Source organism: Sphaerisporangium sp. NPDC005288, assembly GCF_040607475.1.
GTDB lineage: Bacteria > Actinomycetota > Actinomycetes > Streptosporangiales > Streptosporangiaceae > Sphaerisporangium > Sphaerisporangium rhizosphaerae.
Window position 1 is genome coordinate 18,559 of sequence record NZ_JBEXGT010000052.1, and the last position, 19,370, is coordinate 37,928.

The window sequence follows — 19,370 nt, forward strand, 5'->3', positions numbered from 1 at the left end:
GACGTCGCCTCCCCCTCACCCGGGGCGGCGACGCCTCCCTCTCCCGGAGGCGACGCCGCCTTCTTACTCCAGCGGCGACGCCGCCTCCCCGCTCGGGGGCGGCGCCGCGGTTCGTCCGACGGCGATCCGGCCGGGGGGTCGGCTCTCCGGATCTGGTCCGTCCGGGGTCATCTCCTCGCGCAGGCGGCGCCGTTGAGGGTGAAGGCCGCCGGGACCGCGTTCGCGCCGGTGTAGGCGGCCTGGAAGCCGAAGGCCGCCGTGCCGCCGTTGGCGCCGATCGTGCCGTTCCAGGCGGCGTTCCGCACCGTCACCTGCGCTCCTGTCTGGGTGACGGTCGCGTTCCAGGCACTGGTGACCCGCTGGGAGCCGCCGAAGGCGAAGGCCAGGGTCCAGCCGTTGACGGCGGCGGTCCCGTTGTTGGTGATGGTGACGTCCGCGGTGAACCCGTTCCCCCAGTCGTTGACGCTGTAGCCGACCGAGCACCCGCCGGGCGTGGGGGTCGGCGTGGGAGTCGGCGTCCGGGTCGGAGTGGGCGTCGGGGTCGGAGTGGGAGTGGGAGTCCGGGTGGGTGTCGGGGTGGGGGTCGGCGTCCGGGTCGGAGTGGGCGTCGGAGTGGGCGTCGGCGTCGGCGTCGGGGTGGGCGTTCCGCCGCCCTTGGCCGCCATCCGGGCCGAGTGCGCCCGGAACACCGCGAGCGCCGGGTCGCCGCTCTTCACGCTGTGCTGGTCGCCGCCGCCGTTCTTGTCCGGGTACCACCAGAACGCCGACCCGTCGCCGTTCCTGGCCTCGAAGTCGGCGTAGAGCGCCGTCCACCAGGTGACCCGGTCGGCGTTGCCCTCGGTGTTGAACTCGCCCATGAAGAACGGCTTGCCCACCACGTCGTGCGAGTCGGAGATCCATCTGCCGATCAGCGTCTTGGTCTGGTCCAGGGTCAGGTTCGCCCAGCCCGCGTTCGGATACGGGTGCGCCGAGGTGAAGTCGACGTAGGGCGACTGGTGGATGTAGACGAAGGGGTTGCCCTCGTCGCCGCCGAACCCGTAGCGGGACTCGTGGCCCTCCAGTCCGGCGCCGACCATGTGGTTGGCGTCGATGCTCTTGACGTAGGAGGCCATCTCGTCCACCCACTTGCGCAGGGTCGCGCCGCTCTTGTTCTCCTCGGCGCTGACGTCCTGGTAGCGCGGCTCGTTCATCAGCTCCCAGGCGAACACGGCCGGCTCGTCCTTGTACTTGACGCCGCTGTAGTGGTTGGTCCGGTTGAGGGCGTAGTTGACGTAGTTCTTGTACTGGGTGAAGCAGCCCGGGCACCTGGTCTTGTCGAAGAACACCGCCCGGCCAGGGTGCCCGCCGTTCAGCCCCTCCCACTTGAGCCGGGTGTCGATGCCGCCGTAAGCCTCCCAGTAGTTCTCGAACACCGGGATCAGCCGGATGTCGTGCGCCTTGGCCGACTCGATGACGTAGTCGAACAGGGCGAACTGCTGGTCGTTGTACTGCCCCTTGGACGGCTCGAAGCCGTGCCAGCTCTCGTGGCTGAACATCCAGAGCCGGACCACGCTGACCTTGTCGGCCTGCATTTCGGCCATGTGGGCGTCGATGCGCGCCTTGTCCATGTACTGCGTCTCGGTGTCTCCGTAGCTGCCGCCGTAGGTGAAGATGTCGTAGGTGTTGGCGCCGGCGAAGTAGTACGTCCTGCCGTTGAGGCAGAAGTGGACGCCGCAGCGCTGCACGAAGCCCGAGGCGGCCGCGCCGGCCACCGGGAAGGCCGTCGGCGCCACGCCGGCCATGATCGCCAGGGCCAGCGCCAGCAGCAGGTGGAGCGGCCTGATCCGTCTTGCCATGGTGGTGTTCCTTGCGGGGACGAGAGGATGGGGGCGCTGCCAAACAACCCCGTCCCGCAGCGCGCCGCAACCGCCCGGCGCCGGACCGGGCAGCGCATCGCCTCCACATGCGGCCCGACCTGCCCTTAACCGGTTCTGGCCCCGTCGATCCCCCCATCTCCGCCTGAAAGCTTCACCGGCACCGGCGGAAATCTCACCGGCGTCGCCCGATGGAACCGGTCGGGCCGGTCGGGCCGGTCAGGCCATGACGGCGACGAAACGCCAGTCCAGGACCGCGGCCGGCTCGGCGCCGGACACCGCTTCCACGACCGAGCGCAGGTGGACCAGCCCGCCGCCACCGGGGAGCTCCTGACAGCGCTCCACGGTGATCTCGCTGGTCAGGGTGTCGCCCTCGTGCACGGGGCTGAGATGGTCGCAGCCGTGCCAGGCCACGACCGTGACCAGGTTCGGCAGCGCACGGGCCGCCTGGTGCAGCGCAAGGCCGATGGTGTGCCCGCCGTACACCAGCCGCGGCCCGCCCGCCTCCCGCGTGTCATGGTGCACCTGCGCGATGTTGACGGTCAGCCTGGCCAGCTCCGGGGCCGCGGACACCACGTCTCCCCCGCCGACCTGCCACCTGTCGCCCTCGGCCACGTCCGCGAAGTGCCGTCCGGGGACCTGCTCTCTGAACCGGTCAAGCCGCCAGCCGTCGAGCAGTCCGGCGGCCCGGCCGGCGAGGTCCGCGCCGGTCGCGGACGCGCCCACCGCCTCCAGGTCGGCGTCGTGGCCGGTGCGCGCCCCGTGGTCCCGCAGCGGGATCATCGCGCAGCGCCGGAAGTCGAGCACCGGCCGCCCGTCGTGGTCGGCGGTCGTGATGCGCAGCACCGCCAGCCCGGTCGGGCGGCGCCCCGGCCGGGGCCGGTTCTGGCGCAGCGCGACCACCTCGGTGCGGGTGCGCAGCGTGTCGCCGATCAGCGGCAGCCGGCGGAAGGCGAGACCCCGGTAGAACAGGTTGGCCTTGGCGTGGTGGGTGACCAGGGTGGACTGGCCGATCGCCACGTCCCAGACCAGCGCCGGGTGGGCGAGAGTCCCGCCGCCGAGGACCTCCCGGGACAGGTGCGCGTCGAGCGGCAGCCGGAGCCGGTCGCCCACGACCGCCTGGTGCGCCGCGGCCATGCCCTCGGTGAGCGTCACCCCGGGCGCGGCGTCGAACACCCGCCCCACCGCCAGCTCCTCGAAGTACGGCCCTTCACTGATTCCCGCCATCGGCCCTCTCCCGCCCGAACGTCCGTGCCCCCGTCGCCGCGATCACCCCCGCCGCCCGGTCCCGCCGATCTTGGAATCCGGCGTCCCGCGCCCTCGGACACCGGCCGCGACACCGCGCCCGCCGGCCGGAACGGCGTAGGTCGCGGCGCCTGCCCGTCTCTTCCACGTCCGCCTCACCGGCGGCCTTCCCGGCCTCAGGCGAGCCTGGAACCGGGTCCGCCGCGTACGCGCCGTACGAGGTCTTCCGCGGCCTCGGGCCACCGGGCGTGGTCGAAGGTGAAGCCCGCTTCGAGCAGGCGGCCGGGGACCACCCGGCGGCTCTTCATCAGCAGTTCGGTGTCCGAGCGCAGGACGAACGCGCCGAGTTCGGTCATCCACCTCGTCGCCGGCAGGCCCACCGGGACCCCCCACGCGGCACGCAGCACGCGCATGAACGCGCGCTGCGGCAGGGGAACGGGAGCGGCGAGGTTCACCGGCCCGGCCAGGTCGTCCCGGTGGACCAGGAACTCGACGGCGCGGACGAGATCGCGGTCGTGGATCCAGGACACGTATTGCGCGCCGCCCGCGACCGGGCCGCCGAGGCCGAGCCGCGCCAGCCGCAGCAGGATGTCGAAGACGCCGCCGCGATCAGGGCTCATCACCATGGCGCAGCGCATGGCCACCTTGCGGGTGTGCGGGGTCTCGGCTCGCTCCTGCGCCCTCTCCCACGCCTTCGCGATCTCGACGCTGTAGGCCCAGTAGCCCGGGACGCCGGGTTCGGTGCCGCCGAGCACGCCGGTCGTCTCGTCGTTGGGCGCGTCGAAGCGGTGGGAGTAGATGGTGGCGGTGCTCATCTGCAGCCATACCTCGGGAGGCCGCGCGGCGGCGGCGATCGCCTCTCCCACCACCCGGGTCGAGTGCACCCGCGAGTCCATCATGGCCCGTAGGTTGGCCGCGGTGTAGCGGCAGCTGACGCTGCGTCCGGCCAGGTTGATCACGACGTCGCTGCCGTCGATGTGCTTCGCCCATGGCCCCAGGGTCGCGCCGTCCCAGCGGAGTTCACGCTCGCCCGCCGGCCGTCTGCTCAGGACCACGACGTCATGGTTCGCAGCGGTCAGCGCGCGCTTCAGGATAGTGCCTACCTGCCCGGTTCCCCCGGGTATCACTACCTTCATCAGGCTCCCCCTATGTGGGTGGGACGAGCCTAGCGCAGTGACTTGAACCCGTTCAGGGCAAGTCGCACGGTCTCCCCGTCCGTCCGCGGCCCCCCGCCTTGGCCAGGTCGATCGACACGCTCAGGACGCCGCCCGGGCCCGTGCGTTTCCGCTGGGGGCTTTCGCATATGCGACATGGCATAAATGCGTCAGAGCTCAATCGGCCAGGAACCCGGACATTTGACCACAATCTAGGGATCTCGCTGCACTCCTAGCTTTGGGGTTCCCTTGCCATTCCCTCCCTCCCGGGGGCGCGGGCTCGTCGCGCTGGCCGCCGCGCTCGCGGCGCTCGCGGCCGTCCCACCGGCCGACGCCTCCACCGCCCCGGCCGCTGACGGCGTCACCGCCTCCGGCGCGAGCACCGCGCCCGGACGGACCGTCACGCTGCTCACCGGGGACAAGGTGACCGTCGGCACCGCGCCGGACGGCACCCAGACCCGCACGGTCGTGAGCCCGGACGGCCGTCCCGCCGACGCCGTCACCCACGCCGAGAAGGGCCAGACCTACGTCTACCCGCGGTCGGCGCTGCGGTACCTCGCCGCCGGGCTGCTGGACCGGGACCTGTTCAACGTGACCCGGCTGCTCGCCGACGGCTACGACGACGCGCACAGCGCCCGCCTGCCGCTCATCGTCACCTACACCGACGCCGCCGCCCGCGCCCGGACCGCCGCACCGCCTCAGGGCGCGCGCCAGGTGCGTCCCCTGACCAGCGTCCAGGGGGCGGCGCTGGACGCCGACCGCTCGGCCGGCTTCTGGTCCGCGCTGACCAAGGGCGCCACCCTCCCCGCCCCCTCCCGGCGCGGCGCGCAGGGCTCCCTGGCGGGCGGCATCGAGAAGGTGTGGCTGGACGGCAAGGTGAAGGCGAGCCTCGCCGACAGCACCGCCCAGATCGGCGCGCCCACGGTGTGGCAGAGCGGGAACACCGGCAAGGACGTCGAGGTGGCCGTCCTGGACACCGGTGTCGACACCGCCCACCCCGACCTGGCCGGACAGGTCGTCGCCGGCCAGAGCTTCGTCCCCGACCACGAGAGCATCGAGGACGGCGCGGGTCACGGCACGCACGTCGCCTCGACCATCGCCGGCACCGGCGCCGCCTCCGGCGGCAAGGAGAAGGGCGTCGCCCCCGGCGCCCGGCTGCACGTCGGCAAGGTGCTGGACGACAGCGGCGGCGGCCAGGAGTCGTGGGTGCTGGCCGGCATGGAGTGGGCCGCCCGCGACCAGCACGCCAAGATCATCAGCATGAGCCTTGGCGCCGGCCCCTCCGACGGCACCGACCCGATGAGCGTGGCCGTCAACGAGCTGAGCGCCGAGACCGGCGCGCTGTTCGTCATCGCCGCGGGCAACGACGGCCCGGGCGAGTTCACCGTCGCGACCCCCGCCGTCGCCGACGCCGCGCTGGCCGTCGGCGCGGTGGACGCCTCCGACGCCCTCGCCGACTTCTCCAGCCGCGGGCCCCGCCCCGGCGACCGCGGGCTCAAGCCCGAGCTCACCGCCCCCGGGGTCGGCATCCTCGCCGCGCGCTCGCAGTACGCGACCGAGGGCGAGGGCTACTACCAGACCATGAGCGGCACCTCCATGGCCACTCCGCACGTCGCCGGGGCCGCCGCGCTGCTGGCCGCCCAGCACCCCGGCTGGAGCGGCCAGCGGCTGAAGGACGCGCTGGTCAGCACCACCAAGCCGACTCCGGACCACAGCATCGCCCAAGCGGGCAGCGGGCGGCTGGACATCGCGGCGACCACCGCCGCGACCGTGTTCGCCACCGGTTCGGCCTTCGCCGGATTCCACGCCTACCCGGCCCCGGCCGGCGCGACGAGCGCCAAGGAGATCACCTACACCAACACCGGCGACGCCCCGGTCACCCTGGACCTGACCACTCACCTGACCGGCGCCCCGGCCGCCGCGTACACGCTGTCGGCCTCCCGCGTCACCGTCCCGGCGGGCGGCGCCGCCGCGGTGACGGTCACGGCCCACCTGGACCAGGTTCCCGGCGACACCACCGTCTCGGGCACGGTGGAGGCCGCCGACGCGAGCGGCGCCGTGCGCGCCCGCACCATGATCGGCGTCGCCAAGGAGGGCGAACGCCACCAGCTCACCCTCACCGCCAAGGACCGCGCCGGCCGCCCGCTGAGCGGTGAGGTGATCCTCACCGCCGAGCACCTGTTCGCCCCGCTCTGGCTGGACGAGACCGGCACCCTGGACCTGCGCGTCCCGGCCGCCACCTACACCTTGTGGATGACCGCCGACCTCGAAGGCGCGCACGGGCCCCACTCGCTGGGCCTCGGCGTGCTCGCCGCCACCGACGTCCGGCTCGACCAGGACAGGACCGTCACCCTGGACGCGCGCAAGGCGCGGCGGGTCGCGGCGGAGACGCCCAAGGCGAGCACCCTGGCCGGGATGCGCATGGACGTCTACCGTGCCGTCGCCGACGACGACTACACCGCCTCCAGCCGCTGGCCGGCGATCGAGTACGACAGTGTGTGGACGCTGCCCACCGGCGCCAAGGTGCGCAAGGGGGAGTTCGAGATCGGCGCCCACTGGCGTCTGCAGCAGCCGGCGCTGACCCTCTCCTCCGGCGGCCGCGCCTTCGACGACGTGCTGGTCCACCGGGGCGCGACCCCGCTGCCGAAGGGCCGTCACACGCTCGCGGCGCTGTTCGCCGGCGACGGCGGCGCTGCCGGCTACCGGTCCAGGCCCGCGGCGGGCAAGGCCGTGGTCGTCAGGAACTCCGCCGCGGTCACCCGCGAGGAGCAGGCCGCCGCGGCGCTCGCCGCGGGCGCGAAGATGCTGGTGGTCGTCAACGACGGCCCCGGCCGCGCCGAGCCGTGGAACGACGCGCTGTACGGACCGCCGAACCCGGCCCCGCTGCCGATGGTCGCGCTGGGTCAGGACGAGGGCGAGGAACTGATCGCCCGCATCGAGGACGGCCGGCGCGCGACCACCCTGGAGGTGACCTCCAACCCGGTCACCGAGTACTCCTATGACCTGGTGCACCACTTCAAGGGCGCCGCGCCCGCCGACCCGGTCTACCGGCCGGACGAGAACGAGCTGGCCCGGGTCAAGGTGTCCTTCCGCAACGACCGGCAGAACAAGGTGGTCGAGGACCGCGCCGACGTCTGGCGGTTCGGCTACTCCTCCGCCTCCGGCGCGAGCGGGTTCACCGCCCCGGCCATCGGCGAGCGCACCGACTACGTGACCGGCGGGATCACCTGGTACGAGCAGGTGAACATCGTGCGCGAGGTCGAGCAGCACACCGCCGACCTGGTGACCTACCGGGCGGGGACCACCACCGACGTCCGGTGGTTCGGCCCGATCCACCGGCCGCGACTGGAGCAGGGCCTGTCACCGCTGCGGCTGGACGACACCCTCCAGGCGAGGGTGCCCGGCTGGGGCGACTCGGGCGCCGGGCACATCGGCGGCACCTACCTCAACGGCATGGTGTCCAACAGCCTGAAGGTGTATCAGGGCGACACGCTGCTCGGCCAGGCGCCCTACGACCAGATCGCCGTCTTCGGCGTGAAGCCGGAGCGGCTGCCGTACCGGCTGGTGTCGGAGAACTCCCGCGGCACGTGGGCCAACCCCTACTCCACGTCGACCCGCACCGAGTGGGGCTTCACCTCCGCGGCGGCCGCGCCCGGCGAGGTCGTGCGCCTGCCGCTGATCCAGCTCGACTACGCCGTGGACACCGACGTGGCCGGCAAGGCGCGCCGTCACGACGCGCTCACCGTCACCCCCTCGCACCTGGACGGCGTGGAGCGGCCGGGCGCGATCGGCTCGGTGACGCTGGAGGTCTCCTACGACGACGGCGCCACCTGGCACAGGACCGGCCTGCGCAAGGACGGCCCCGGCTGGACCGCCCGGCTGGACGCCCCGGCCACGGCGACGTTCGTCACCCTGCGGACCGCCGCGGCGGACGCGCGGGGCAACACGGTGACCCAGACGATCACCCGTGCCTTCGGCCTGAAGTAGGAGCCGCGCCGGGAGGCGCCCCCGTACTCCCTGCGCGTGCCCCGCTGACGGCCCTTCCCCACGGCCACCCCCGGCGACGTCCCATCCCCGTCGCCGGGGGTGGCCGTCCCCTTTCACCCGGGGGTAGCCGTCTACCTGCAGGCCTCCGCGAAACGGAGGGAAGGGTCGCGCTCCGCGAGGCCGAAGCCGAGCTGGGTGTACAGCTCCAGCTGGTCGAAGTACTCACGGTGCGAGACGATCTTGCCGTGATCGACGAAGGTCGAGCAGGTGGCCCGGAAGACGACGTGCCGGCCGCTCCCCTGGACCTCGCGCCCGTCGGGCAGCAGGAAGGGGCCTTTGTGGGTGCCGGTGACCGTCCATTCCGTCACCGCGGGGTTGTCGGCGTCGCCCACCTCGAACACGGGCGTCTGGTGGAAGTCGGGGAACCCTTGGAAGAACTGCTGGTAGAGCCAGGCGATCTGCTCACGTCCTTCGGCGATGCCCATCGGCGAGACGAAGACGGCGTCCGGGCTGTAGAAGTCGAGCACTCGTTCCATGTGGTGAGCGTTGACCGCGTCGCACAGACGATGTTTCAAATCCCAGAATTCAGACATGGCGTGATCCTCCGCAGGGGGCGCTGCCCTCCCACGCTACCCAGCCGGCGGCCAAGCCTCCCTCACAGCCGCGTCATGCCGGGGTCAGGTGTGCGACGCGATCTTTCCCCCGGGGCCGCCGGCCGTTCCCGCGGGCCGGCGGCTCCTGGCGACGGTGCGCGGTGCCGGGCTCAGCCGGTGACGCTGGGCCGGCCGTTCTCGATGTGGCCCATCAGGCGCCGGCCGAACGACGGGTCCTCCTCGCAGGAGACCTGGACGTCGTACCAGCCGTGCGCCGCCTTGGCCGGCCAGGGCACCTGCCTGCGCTCCCCGGGCCGCAGGACGACCGCCATGTCCCGCTCCTGGTAGGCCAGCGCGCGGACGCGCAGCTTGACCCGCTGGGTGCCGGCGTTCTCGAACACGAGGGTCAGCCGCTGCGCGCCGCCGTCGATCTCCGAGCGGAGCCGCACGCCCGCCGCCGCGCCCGTGAGCGACCCGCCGAACTCCCTGCGGAAGCCGTTCGGGCCGGTCAGCACCAGCTCGTAGCGGTCGCCGGGCACCTGGACGGCCCGGGTGGCCTCCCCGCGCACGTCGAGGTGCAACGGCGCGGCGAGCTCGCCCGCGTAGGGGTAGAGCGCCAGGTGGACGCTCTCGGCGCCCCGGTTGGCGAGGGTCAGGGTCAGCGTCCTGCCCGCCAGCCGGGCCGAGGCGTCCGGCTGGTAGGGCAGCGGGCGGGCCGGGCGGACGCCCTCCTCCTGCACGGGCATCCGCTGGTCGGCGGGCGGTGCCGGCCGCCAGCGCCCGGTGAACGGCGGGACCTCGGCGGGATGGGCGGGCGCGGGCCGCGGGCCCGCCGCGGTGAAGTCGAACGCCGAGGTGAGGTCGCCGGAGACCGTGCGCCTCCAGGCCGAGACGTCGGGGAAGCGGACCTTCAGCCAGCTCTCCAGGAACCGCACCGTGGAGGAGTGGTCGAAGATCTGCGAGCAGACGTACCCGCCGACGGTCCACGGCGAGACGACGATCATGGGCACGCGGACGCCCAGGCCGATCGGCTTGCCGTCGTAGTACTCCTCGGCCCGCTCGGCCGGCGGCCGCGGCGGCGGCACGTGGTCGAAGAAGCCGTCGTTCTCGTCGTAGGTGATGAACAGCGCGGTCGAGCGCCACACCTCGGGGGTGGAGGCGATCGCGTCGAGGATGTCCCAGGTGATCCGCGCGCTCTGGACCGGGGAGGACGCGCTCGGGTGCTCGGAGTCGGCCGCCGACGGGACGATGTAGCTCACCTCGGGCAGCCGGCCCGCCTCGACGTCGGCGCGGAAGCTCGACGCGAGCGTCCCCGGCCGCACCCGGCGCAGCGCGCGGTCGTACAGCGCGCGCTCTGCGGGGGTCAGTGCGGCCGCGCCCTCGTCCAGGCGGGCCAGCATCTGCTCGCGCTGCGCCTCGCCGGCCCGGCCGAGGGCCGAGTAGAAGGAGTCCATGCTCTGGAAGTCGCCGCGCAGCGCCTTGCGCGCGATGCGGCGGAAGGTGGCGAAGAACTCCAGGTTGTTGTCCTCGTAGTTGTCCCACTCCTGGTACACCTGCCAGGACCGCCCGGCGGCCTGCAGGACCTCCCCGGCGTTGCCCCAGGTGTAGCCGGCGTGGGTGTCCTCGTCGTAGGCGCTGTTGTCGATCGCACGCTTGGTCGTGCCGGGCTCGTAGCCGGTGTGCCCGCTCACGTGGTAGTTGCGGTTGGGGCTGGTGGAGGACAGCACCGAGCAGAAGTACTGGTCACAGATGGTGAAGGTGTCGGCGAGCTCGTACTGCAGCGGGATGTCCCGGCGCTCGTAGTAGGTCATGGTCGAGGCGCTCTTGGCGCCGATCCAGCCGTTGTGCCAGCCGCCCGCGGCCGCCTGCTGCCCGTCGCCCCAGCCGTGCGGCAGCGCCGAGATCCACTGCAGGTCCTTGCCGACCACGCCCGCGGCCGCGTGCACCGGGAAGGGCAGCACATGACCGGCGCCGTCCGGCTGCGCGAAGACCGGGCCGCCGTCCGGCAGCCTGATGGCGTTGCGGTCGCCGAACCCGCGCACGCCGCGCAGCCCGCCGAAGTAGTGGTCGAACGACCGGTTCTCCTGCATGAGGAAGACGACGTGCTTGATCGCCGACAGGCCGCCTGAGGGGGCCGGCATGGCCATGGCCGCGTGGACGGACGGCGGCAGCACCGACGCCGCCGCGGCGCCGGCACCGGCGACGAGGAACCCTCTGCGGGACAGGCCCTGGGACATCATGGTCCTTTCTGGTGGGGCCGCCGATCTTTCCGGCGGCCTCAGCATCCCAGTGCCTGCGCATAGCAACAGGACGACGCACAACGGCATTTCCGGTTAACCGTTGACGAATCTCGGCACGGCGAAGCGCCGGGGCGCCCGGGGGCGTCTCGCGCCGGGCCGCGGCGTGCCCGCGGGGAGGGCCGCCGCTCGTGGCCCTCCCCGCGGTGCGATGCCCTCGGGGGATCAGTACACGAAGACGCTGCCCGCGTTGAAGCTGATGCTCGGGTAGCTGCCGGGGTAAATGGGCAGGGGGGTGCCGGTGCAGTTGGTGTTGGTCCACAGCGTGGCGATCTGGGTGGCGGTGTTGATCGCCGAGTGGGCCCGCCCCGAGCCCCAGCCGTGTGCGGTGAGATCGACGCAGACGCCCGCGGGAGGAACCAGCGACTGCGCGGTGAACCTCGCGCCGGTGTACCCGGTGCCCTCGAATAAGCAGAGGGTGCGGCTGAACTCGCACGTCCCGGCGAGCGCCGAGGTCGACGAGGCGGCGGCGGGGGTGGCGGTGAGGCCGCCGGCGAGCAGCGCGGCCGCCGCCAGTGACGCCGCGACCGCGAACCTGCCCTTGAGGTTGATCCTGGAAGCGTTCACTTTCTCTCCCTTTTATGCTCGATGAAACCCTGACGGCGGCAAGAAGAATGGATTTCTGCCACCTGGCGCATAACGCGGTTGCGCATGCGCGCCTTTGCTCGGTAAGCGTTTTCGGCCGCGCGGAATAGGCGGAACGGGTGCTGGTGCGACCGGCGGCCGGATTACGACGTAGAGCCTCGCGCGTCCCGCGCGGCGGGACACGCGTAAGTGCGCCTCACCGGCCATGTGACCGGCGCGGACACGACTACGGTCAAGATTCGGACGGAAATTCGGGAGGGCGGGCGCGATGGGGCGATGAGCGGCTGCGCCGTGCCTCGCGACGGTTCGATGGAAAGCGGTCCGGATGGCCCATGGCTCGCCAGGGCGCCGGCTTCGTGGCTCTGAACAGTGCCTTTCTCACACTCACGGCGTCCCCGTACGCAGTCGAATGGTGGAGAAACAGGAATCACTTACCGAGCAGTCGAACGCGCAGAAAAGTAACACATCATTGACCACAGCCGCAAGATCCCGAACAAGCGGCCATTCGCGGGAATTGCGGAACTGCGCGCCGGACATGAGGTCCGCCCCGGCGGCCGGAAGGTCTTCTCGCGCGCCCGGACGCGTCCCTGGCCGCCGAAAGGTCGCACCGGGAGAGACGACGGTGCCCCCCGGCCGCCCGGCGGCGGAGAGCGGATCTCAGGCGGTGACGGGGGACGCCGGGGTGAGCGCCACCGCCGCCTCGGCGGTGTGCACCAGGAAGGTCAGCGTCTCCTGGAAGTAGAGCTCGACGCTGGTGGCGTCGTGGGACAGGTAGCCGATCGACAGGTCCTGGCCGATGCACAGTTCGAAGTCGCCGCCGCGGCTGGACAGCAGGAAGGCCCCGTCGATGGCGGGCGCCCAGATGATCCGCCCGTCGAGAAGCCGCGCGATGTGCTCGATGACCGGGTAGCCGTGGACGGCGGTCTCGCTCACCGCCGTGTAGGCGTCCGCGCTCAGGGCCAGGTCGTACGGGCCGCCGACGCCGGCCAGGCGCAGCGCCGAGATGGCCCGGCTCACCACGTCGGGGTAGTCGCCCACCTCGGCCGGCAGCGTCAGCGCCGGGTTGGAGGAGCTGTCGCGGATGCCCGCGATGCCCGCCGCCGCGTACCCCTGGAACACGGCGCGGTCCTCGGCGAAGGCGACGCGCTTGGCGGCGTCCTTCACCGGCTGCCAGTCGGCGTCCTTGGCGCCTCGCTCGACGTCGTCCACCTGGCGCCGGTCGACGGTGAACGGCACCCGCAGCTCCAGGATCGGCTGGGACCGGCGGGTGCGGGCGACCACTCCCGACGCGGGCGGCTCTATGGCGTCCAGGTGGCCGGTCGAGACCGCGGCCAGCTCCAGCCCGGCCGGCTCGGGGACGTCGACGACCCGCCGGCCGGCCACGTGGCGTTGGAACGTGCGCCGCGCCTCTTCCGAGAGGTCGGCCCACGCCGCGTCGGAGATGGGTGCCAGTTCGCGGTGCAAGTTGTTCATCGGGACGTGCTCCTCTTGAGATCGCCGATGCCAAGCGACCCGTCGTCCGGGACCTGGACCTCGGGGTTCGTAACGGCTCCGGCCACGATGCCGGCGCCCGGCGGGTCTGGGAGGTCGTCGAGGAAGTCGATGGTGGGCACGAAGAACAGCGTGCCGGTCACCGCCGTGGAGAAGTCGAGGATGCGGTCGTGGTTGCCCGGCGGGTCCCCGAGGAACATGTTGTCCAGCATCTTCTCGGTGACGGCGGGGGTGCGGGCGTACCCGATGAAGTAGGTGCCGAACTCCCCCTTGCCGACGTTGCCGAACGGCATGTTGTCGCGCAGGATGCGCCGCTCGGTGCCGTCCGGGTCGGTGATCGTGGTGAGGGCGACGTGCGAGTCGTCCGGCTTGACGGCGTCCTCCAGTTCGATGTTGGACAGCTTGGTCCGCCCGATCACCTTCTCCTGTTCGTCGACCGGCAGGGCGTTCCACGCCTGCAGGTCGTGCAGGTACTTCTGCACGATGACGTAGCTGCCGCCGGCGAACTCCTCGTCCTCCGGGCCGACCAGGACGGCCTCGCTCGCCACCGGGCCGACCGGGTTCTCCGTGCCGTCGACGAAGCCGAGCAGGTCGCGCACGTCGAAGTACTTGAAGCCCTGGACCTCGTCGCGGACCACCACGGCGCCGCGCAGCCGGTCCATGATCTGCGAGGCCAGTTCGAAGCACAGGTCCAGCCGCATCGCCCGGATGTGGAACAGCAGGTCGCCCGGCGTGGACACCGCGCGGTGCCGCGGGCCGTCCAGCTCCCGGAACTCGTGCAGCTCGGCCGGGCGCGGCCCGGCGAACAGGCGGTCCCACGCCTTGGACCCGATGCCGGCGACGACGCTCAGCCTGCCGTCGGCGGCGCGGAAGCCGACCGACCGCTGCAACGCCGGCAGGTCGGTCAGCAGTTCCCTGGCGACCGGCTCGCCGCCCGGGGCGACCGTGACCACCAGGAAGATCGCCGTCGTCGTCAGCGGGCTCAGCACCGGCTGCGGGACGGCCGGTCTGCCGGGCGGCCCGGCGGGCACCTGCTGCGTCATCTCAACGCCCCTCCCCTGCGTTCGCACCTCAGTAGCACAGCCTGTCAGCCGCGCCCGCCGGTGCTCGTGCCGGGGGCGGTGTCAGGCCGTCAGGTCCAGCGCGAGGGTCGCGACGGCGAGCAGCAGGAACACGCCCGCCAGGGCGAACTGACCGGTGTGGTCACCGAGGGCGGGCCGGGGTCATGGGCGGAAGGCGTCGGCGTGTTCGGCGGCCCATTGGGCGAACGTGCGGCCGGGACGGCCGGTGACGGCCTCCACGACGCCGCTCACCGTGGAGCCCGCCTTGTGCGCGGCGCCGTACACCTTGAGCAGGAACTCGACCTTCTCGCCGTCGCCGATCGCCGGGTCGTCGCCGAACACCTTGAACAGCAGCATCTCCGGCGGCCTGCCCCGCTCGATCCACTCCGCGCGGGTCTGCTCGGGAGTGAGCTCCTCGAACCGCAGGTCCCGGCCGGTGGCCTCGGCGAGGATGCGGATCTTGTCGCGGGGGGTCAGGACCTCGGGCCCGGTGATGAGGTAGGTGTGCCCCGCGTGGCCGTCCTCGGTGAGGGCCGCCGCCGCCACGGCCGCGATGTCGGACTCGTGGACCGGCGCGCTGCGGCGCTCGCCGTACGGCTCGCGGACGACGCCCCGCGCGCGCAGCCGCCCGGCCCAGTCGGCCAGGGTGTTGCCCATGAACTCGACGGGCTTGAGCTTGGTCCACTCCAGCGCGCTCGCCTGGACGGCCGGCTCCAGGGTGCCCTCCTGCCAGCCGCCCAGCATGGTGACCCTGGTGACGCCGGCCCGCGCCGCCGCCGCCGCGATCTCCGGCCCGTTCCACAGCGGCCGGTAGTCGCCGGCGAAGTTGATCAGGTGCGCGGCGGTCACACCGTCGAGCACGGGCGCGAGGCCGGCGGCGTCGGTGAGGTCGCCGACGACGACCTCCACGCCCTGCGGCAGAGCGGCCCGCGCGGGGTCGCGGGTCAGCGCCCGCACCTTGTGGCCGGACTCCAGCAGGTGCCGGACGAGGTGGCGGCCGACGGTGCCGGTCGCCCCGGTGACCAGGATGGTCATGGCATGCTCCCTTGTCGGGGTTCGGGATTGTCCGGACCCAAGAGGCACAGGCGGCGCCGGGTGTGACATCGCGAACGGCCGGTGAGACGTAGGTCACCTCCCGCCGCCGGATGTCACACCGCCGGCCGCCGGCGCCTCTCATGGGGAAGGAGCGGCACGACATAAGGACCATCCATGCCTGACATCCCCGAAGACCCCACCACCGGCCCCTCCGGCCACCCCCAGACCCCGGACCCCGCCGGCCCGGGTCCCGCGCAGGACGCGACGCGGGTGTTCGCGGGGTATCGGGAGCTGCTGTTCTCGATCGTGTACAACCTGCTGGGGAACGTGGCCGACACCGAGGACGTCCTGCAGGACACCTGGCTGTCGTGGGCGGCCAGACACAGGGACCCGGCGGCCGGGGAGATCGAGAACCGGCGCGCCTATCTGGTGCGCATCGCGGTCAACCACGCGCTGGCGCGGCAGAGCGCGATCCGGCGCCGTCGGGAGACCTACGTGGGCCCCTGGCTGCCCGAGCCGCTGGTGTCCGGCGACCCGCCGCCGGACCCGGCCGAGCCGGCCCTGCGCGCGGAGTCGGTGTCGATGGCGCTGCTGGTGGTGCTGGAGACGCTCACCCCGCTGGAGCGCGCGGTCTTCGTCCTGCACGAGGTGTTCGGCTACGCCCACCCCGAGATCGCCGGCATCCTCGGCCGCACCCCGGCGGCCGTCCGGCAGCTCTCGCACCGCGCCCGCGAGCACGTGCACGCCCGCCGCCCGCGCTACCAGGCCGACCCGCGCGTCCAGCGGCAGGCGACCGAGCGCTTCCTCGCCGCGGCGCTGGGCGGCGATCTGGACGCCCTGCTGCGGATCCTGGCCCCGGACGTGACGATGTGGACCGACGGCGGCGGCAAGGCGCGGGCCAGTGTCCTGCGCCCGGTGCAGGGCCGCGACAGGGTCGCCCGGATGATCGTCGGCGTGACGTCCCGGGCGCCGGAGGAGCTGGAGGTGCGCTACCGGACGGTCAACGGCGACCCGTCGGCGGTGCTGTTCGCCGACGACTCCCCCTTCGCCGTCATGGTCATCGACCTCACCCCGGACGGCGAGCAGGTCCGCGGCATCTACACCGTCACCAACCCCGACAAACTCTCCCGAGTCCCGGACGGGGCGGAACCACCCGCCGCAGCCGAACCCCCATCGGAGGACCCCGGCGGGCAGGCGCCGTGACGGCAGGCCCGTCACGGGCAGGACCCCGGTCGGCGGGACGCCACGCACGCCGGCCGGCCGCTGGGACAGCCCGGCCGGCCGGGCCCGCGGCCGGCGCGTTGCGCTCCGGTGTCAGCCGGCGCGCGGCGGCAGCACCTGGACGGTGTCCCCCACCGGGCGCTCGCCCGTCGCGTCCGAGGGGTGGTTGACCAGCGCGCCGTTCACCGCCATGGCGGTGGAACCCCCGCCGTCCAGGTTGATCGCACGCACCGCGCCGAGCGACCGCATGAAGGCCGCGCCCTCGGCGAGGGTGAAGCCCTCGCTGCCGCCGCTCAGGCGGCCGTCCACGGTGGCGAGCAGCAGCCGGCCCCGCCCGTCGACGCCGGCCATCGTCCGGGGCTGGCGGTTGTTGGCCCACGCGAAGCCGAAGGACAGGTCGGCCGGGTCGACGGTGCCCTCGGCGACGGCGTCGATGTGGACGCGCCCGTCCTCGACCAGGGTCGGCGCGGCGCTGACGACGCTGTCGTCCGGGCCGAGCTCGACCCGCCGCCCGCCGGCCTCGCGGACGACCTCCGTCACCGTGATCCTCTTGCCGGGCTCGGCGTGGGCGGTGAGCCAGCCGCCCGCGGCGCCGACGCCCTGCAGCACGGTCTGGGCGGGCGCGACGGCGCCGCCGCGCGCGCCCAACGACACCACGCGGTCCTTGGCGTCGAGCACCACCTGGGTGCCCGGGCCGGACGGCAGGTCATGGCCGTAGGCGCCGGTGAAGCGGACCAGGTCGTCGGCCAGGGTGCAGGTGAGGTCCTGGCGCGGCTCGGAGGTGGGCGCCGCCCCGGGCCGGCCGCAATTGCGCAGCAGTCCAGGGGTGCGGTTGAGGCCCTGGACGGCGTAGGCGGCACGGCCGGCGCGCGCGGTGACGGTCGTGGTCAGGTCGGCGATCCTGGGGTGCCGGCCGCCGTCCTTGAGGATCAGCGCGGCGCGCGCGCCCGACGCCATCGAGGTCAGCTCGCCGCCGTAGGCGCCGGCCATGGTGCCCTGCACGCCGTCGGCGCCGGAGGTGAGGAAGAAGCCGCCGGTGACCCCCGACCAGCGAGCCGAGCTTGGCGGCCACCGACGAGGTCGTCTCGCGCTGGGCCACGTTGTGGCGGAGGCGGTGGCGGTGGCGGTGGCGGTGGCGGTGGGTGTGTCCGCCGCCGCCGTCCCCGCGATCGACGCCGGCGCCGCGACCGCCAGCGTGGTCACGGCGTAGAGCGTGAGCCGCCGAGCTCGGGTGAGTTGCCCGCCTGTGCGGTTGCCCATGACACATCCCTGCAGATCGATGGCGTGTCGGAAATGACCACAATTGGAATGGTTCCGACAGCGATGACCAAGTCGGCAGTCCAGCGTGCCCAGGCGAACTCCCGGCCGGGCGCGGGGGTGCGCACGGAGTCGCGGAGATGAACGATCGACGACCCGGCGGCCCGGCCACGGCCGCGGTACCACGACATAGACGACGTCACACCGCACCCAACGGCCCTCCACCGGCCGGCCGTCACCGACGTGACGACCCGGGAGGGCTAGACGGGCCCGACCTCGGTCCTGGCCTCGCCGGCGGTGGGGAGGCCGTGGCCGGCCAGCAGCCGGCTGACCGCCTGCTGGGCGGTGACGACGTCCTCCAGCGCGCCGCGCACGCCGGTGAGCGGCGGCTCGCCGAGGGTGACCATCTCGTGGAAGGCGACCAGCTCGCGCTCGAAGGACGGGGTGACGTCCTGGAAGGACAGGCGTCCCTGGACGCTCACGTCGGTGAGCCGGGCCGCCGCGCCGAGCAGGTACGGCGTGGGGAAGACCACCTCGAACGAGCCCGTCGCGTGGTGCACGGCCACGGTCTCGCGGTAGGAGGGATAGCCCTCCAGGTAGTGCCAGTGGACGGCGTACCTGCCGCCGGTCCGCAACGGCCCCGACAGCTCCACCGATCGCCCGCCCGGCCCCGGCCAGGTGGCCGCGTGGTCCACGCCGCCCGGCCCGCCGGCGAGCAGGCGCAGCAGCGACAGGTCGTGGCAGATGCTGTTGAGGATCGTCATGTAGAGCCACCGCGCCTCTGTCCCGGCCTCGCCGATGGCGGCGCGCACCAGTTCGTCGTCCCGGGCGCGGAGCCGGTCGGCCACCTCGGCGGGCACGTCGCCGGCCGGCGGAGGGAGCCGGGCGAAGGCGAGCTGCGAGCCGTCGCCCGGGTGCAGCACGGTCACCTGGACGGCGCGCACGCCGGTCAGGCGCCCGGCCATCCGCTGCACGGCGGGGTCGTACTGCTTCATGTACCCGACCATCAGCCGGGGCCGCTCGGGGTCCTCCAGCGCGGCGATCTGGTCGACCTCGGCGCGGGTGTAGGCGAGCGGCTTCTCGCACAGGACGGCGTGGCCGCGGCGGAGCGCGTCGGCGACCACGTGGCCGTGCGAGCCGGAGGTCAGCACCAGCAGGGCGTCGAAGCCGCCGCCGTCGAGCATCGCGGTCACGTCGGTGTGGCGCCGGGCCACGCCGTACCGGTCGGCGACCCGGCGGGTCAGCGACGGCGAGATGTCGCACACCGCCACCACCTCGAACAGATCGCTCCGCCGCTCCAGCAGGGGCAGATGCACCGTCTGGGCGATGGCGCCGAGCCCGGCGACCGCCACCTTCAGCCTCACGAACCCACTCCCTCGAGCAACGCGCGGCCGCCCACCGGCCGGCCGGCGAAGATCGGACCGCTGCCACGGACCGGCCCCACCACCCCTGTGAGAATAATGAAAGGTTCGACCCATGTATCCGATGACCACGTACGCAAGATCGCGCACCCACGGCAGTGCTTCCGCGCGAGGCGGTGGTTCCGCGAGAGTAGGACCGAAGGACGGGCATGGCGAGGATGCGAGGCGGG

General features: G+C 73.0%; 13 protein-coding genes. 2 read left to right on the forward strand and 11 right to left on the reverse strand.

Annotated features, from left to right (window positions below):
- Positions 1-167: 167 nt before the first annotated feature.
- The 3 genes from ABZU32_RS34960 to ABZU32_RS34970 form a co-directional block, all read right to left on the reverse strand.
- Complete coding sequence (locus ABZU32_RS34960) at positions 168-1,835, reverse strand: cellulose binding domain-containing protein (RefSeq protein ID WP_354929362.1); 1,668 nt, start codon at positions 1,833-1,835, stop codon at positions 168-170.
- A gap of 237 nt (positions 1,836-2,072) precedes the next feature.
- Positions 2,073-3,080 (reverse strand): MaoC family dehydratase, encoded by a 1,008-nt coding sequence (locus ABZU32_RS34965; protein WP_354929365.1) that lies wholly within the window; start codon positions 3,078-3,080, stop codon positions 2,073-2,075.
- 194 nt (positions 3,081-3,274) lie between these two features.
- Positions 3,275-4,234 (reverse strand): TIGR01777 family oxidoreductase, encoded by a 960-nt coding sequence (locus ABZU32_RS34970; protein WP_354929368.1) that lies wholly within the window; start codon positions 4,232-4,234, stop codon positions 3,275-3,277.
- Between the two features lie 267 nt (positions 4,235-4,501).
- On the opposite strand from ABZU32_RS34970, the gene ABZU32_RS34975 reads away from it, so the two are divergent.
- Positions 4,502-8,239, forward strand: a complete 3,738-nt coding sequence (locus ABZU32_RS34975; protein WP_354929371.1) for a S8 family serine peptidase — start codon at positions 4,502-4,504, stop codon at positions 8,237-8,239.
- A 131-nt stretch (positions 8,240-8,370) separates the two neighbouring features.
- Here the strand turns inward: ABZU32_RS34975 and ABZU32_RS34980 are convergent, their stop codons facing one another.
- The 6 genes from ABZU32_RS34980 to ABZU32_RS35005 all read right to left on the reverse strand — a co-directional run bounded on the left by ABZU32_RS34980 (position 8,371) and on the right by ABZU32_RS35005 (position 15,301).
- Positions 8,371-8,832: an ester cyclase gene (locus ABZU32_RS34980; RefSeq protein ID WP_354929374.1), complete on the reverse strand. Its 462-nt coding sequence runs from the start codon at positions 8,830-8,832 to the stop codon at positions 8,371-8,373.
- A gap of 170 nt (positions 8,833-9,002) precedes the next feature.
- Positions 9,003-11,072: a phosphocholine-specific phospholipase C gene (locus ABZU32_RS34985; protein ID WP_354929378.1), complete on the reverse strand. Its 2,070-nt coding sequence runs from the start codon at positions 11,070-11,072 to the stop codon at positions 9,003-9,005.
- 222 nt (positions 11,073-11,294) lie between these two features.
- On the reverse strand, positions 11,295-11,696 hold the full coding sequence (locus ABZU32_RS34990) for a peptidase inhibitor family I36 protein (RefSeq protein ID WP_354929381.1): 402 nt from the start codon (positions 11,694-11,696) through the stop codon (positions 11,295-11,297).
- 675 nt (positions 11,697-12,371) lie between these two features.
- A complete protein-coding gene (locus ABZU32_RS34995; protein ID WP_354836496.1) occupies positions 12,372-13,187 on the reverse strand; it encodes a family 1 encapsulin nanocompartment shell protein in 816 nt (271 codons plus the stop codon).
- Entirely contained in the window at positions 13,184-14,248 is a 1,065-nt protein-coding gene (locus ABZU32_RS35000) for a Dyp-type peroxidase (RefSeq protein ID WP_354929384.1), read from the reverse strand. The genes ABZU32_RS34995 and ABZU32_RS35000 overlap by 4 nt, the downstream gene beginning before the upstream one ends.
- Before the next feature lie 180 nt (positions 14,249-14,428).
- The gene (locus ABZU32_RS35005; protein ID WP_354929387.1) at positions 14,429-15,301 is read right to left on the reverse strand and encodes an NAD(P)H-binding protein; all 873 of its coding nucleotides are present in this window, start codon (positions 15,299-15,301) and stop codon (positions 14,429-14,431) included.
- A 174-nt stretch (positions 15,302-15,475) separates the two neighbouring features.
- On the opposite strand from ABZU32_RS35005, the gene sigJ reads away from it, so the two are divergent.
- On the forward strand, positions 15,476-16,504 hold the full coding sequence (gene sigJ / locus ABZU32_RS35010; RefSeq protein ID WP_354929390.1) for an RNA polymerase sigma factor SigJ: 1,029 nt from the start codon (positions 15,476-15,478) through the stop codon (positions 16,502-16,504).
- A gap of 111 nt (positions 16,505-16,615) precedes the next feature.
- Here sigJ and ABZU32_RS35015 read toward each other — a convergent pair whose 3' ends face one another.
- Positions 16,616-17,782 carry a phosphodiester glycosidase family protein gene (locus ABZU32_RS35015; protein ID WP_354929393.1) on the reverse strand — a complete coding sequence of 389 codons (1,167 nt, stop codon included), beginning with the start codon at positions 17,780-17,782 and terminating at the stop codon, positions 16,616-16,618.
- 257 nt (positions 17,783-18,039) lie between these two features.
- The gene (locus ABZU32_RS35020) at positions 18,040-19,143 is read right to left on the reverse strand and encodes a Gfo/Idh/MocA family oxidoreductase (protein WP_354929396.1); all 1,104 of its coding nucleotides are present in this window, start codon (positions 19,141-19,143) and stop codon (positions 18,040-18,042) included.
- Positions 19,144-19,370: the final 227 nt, after the last annotated feature.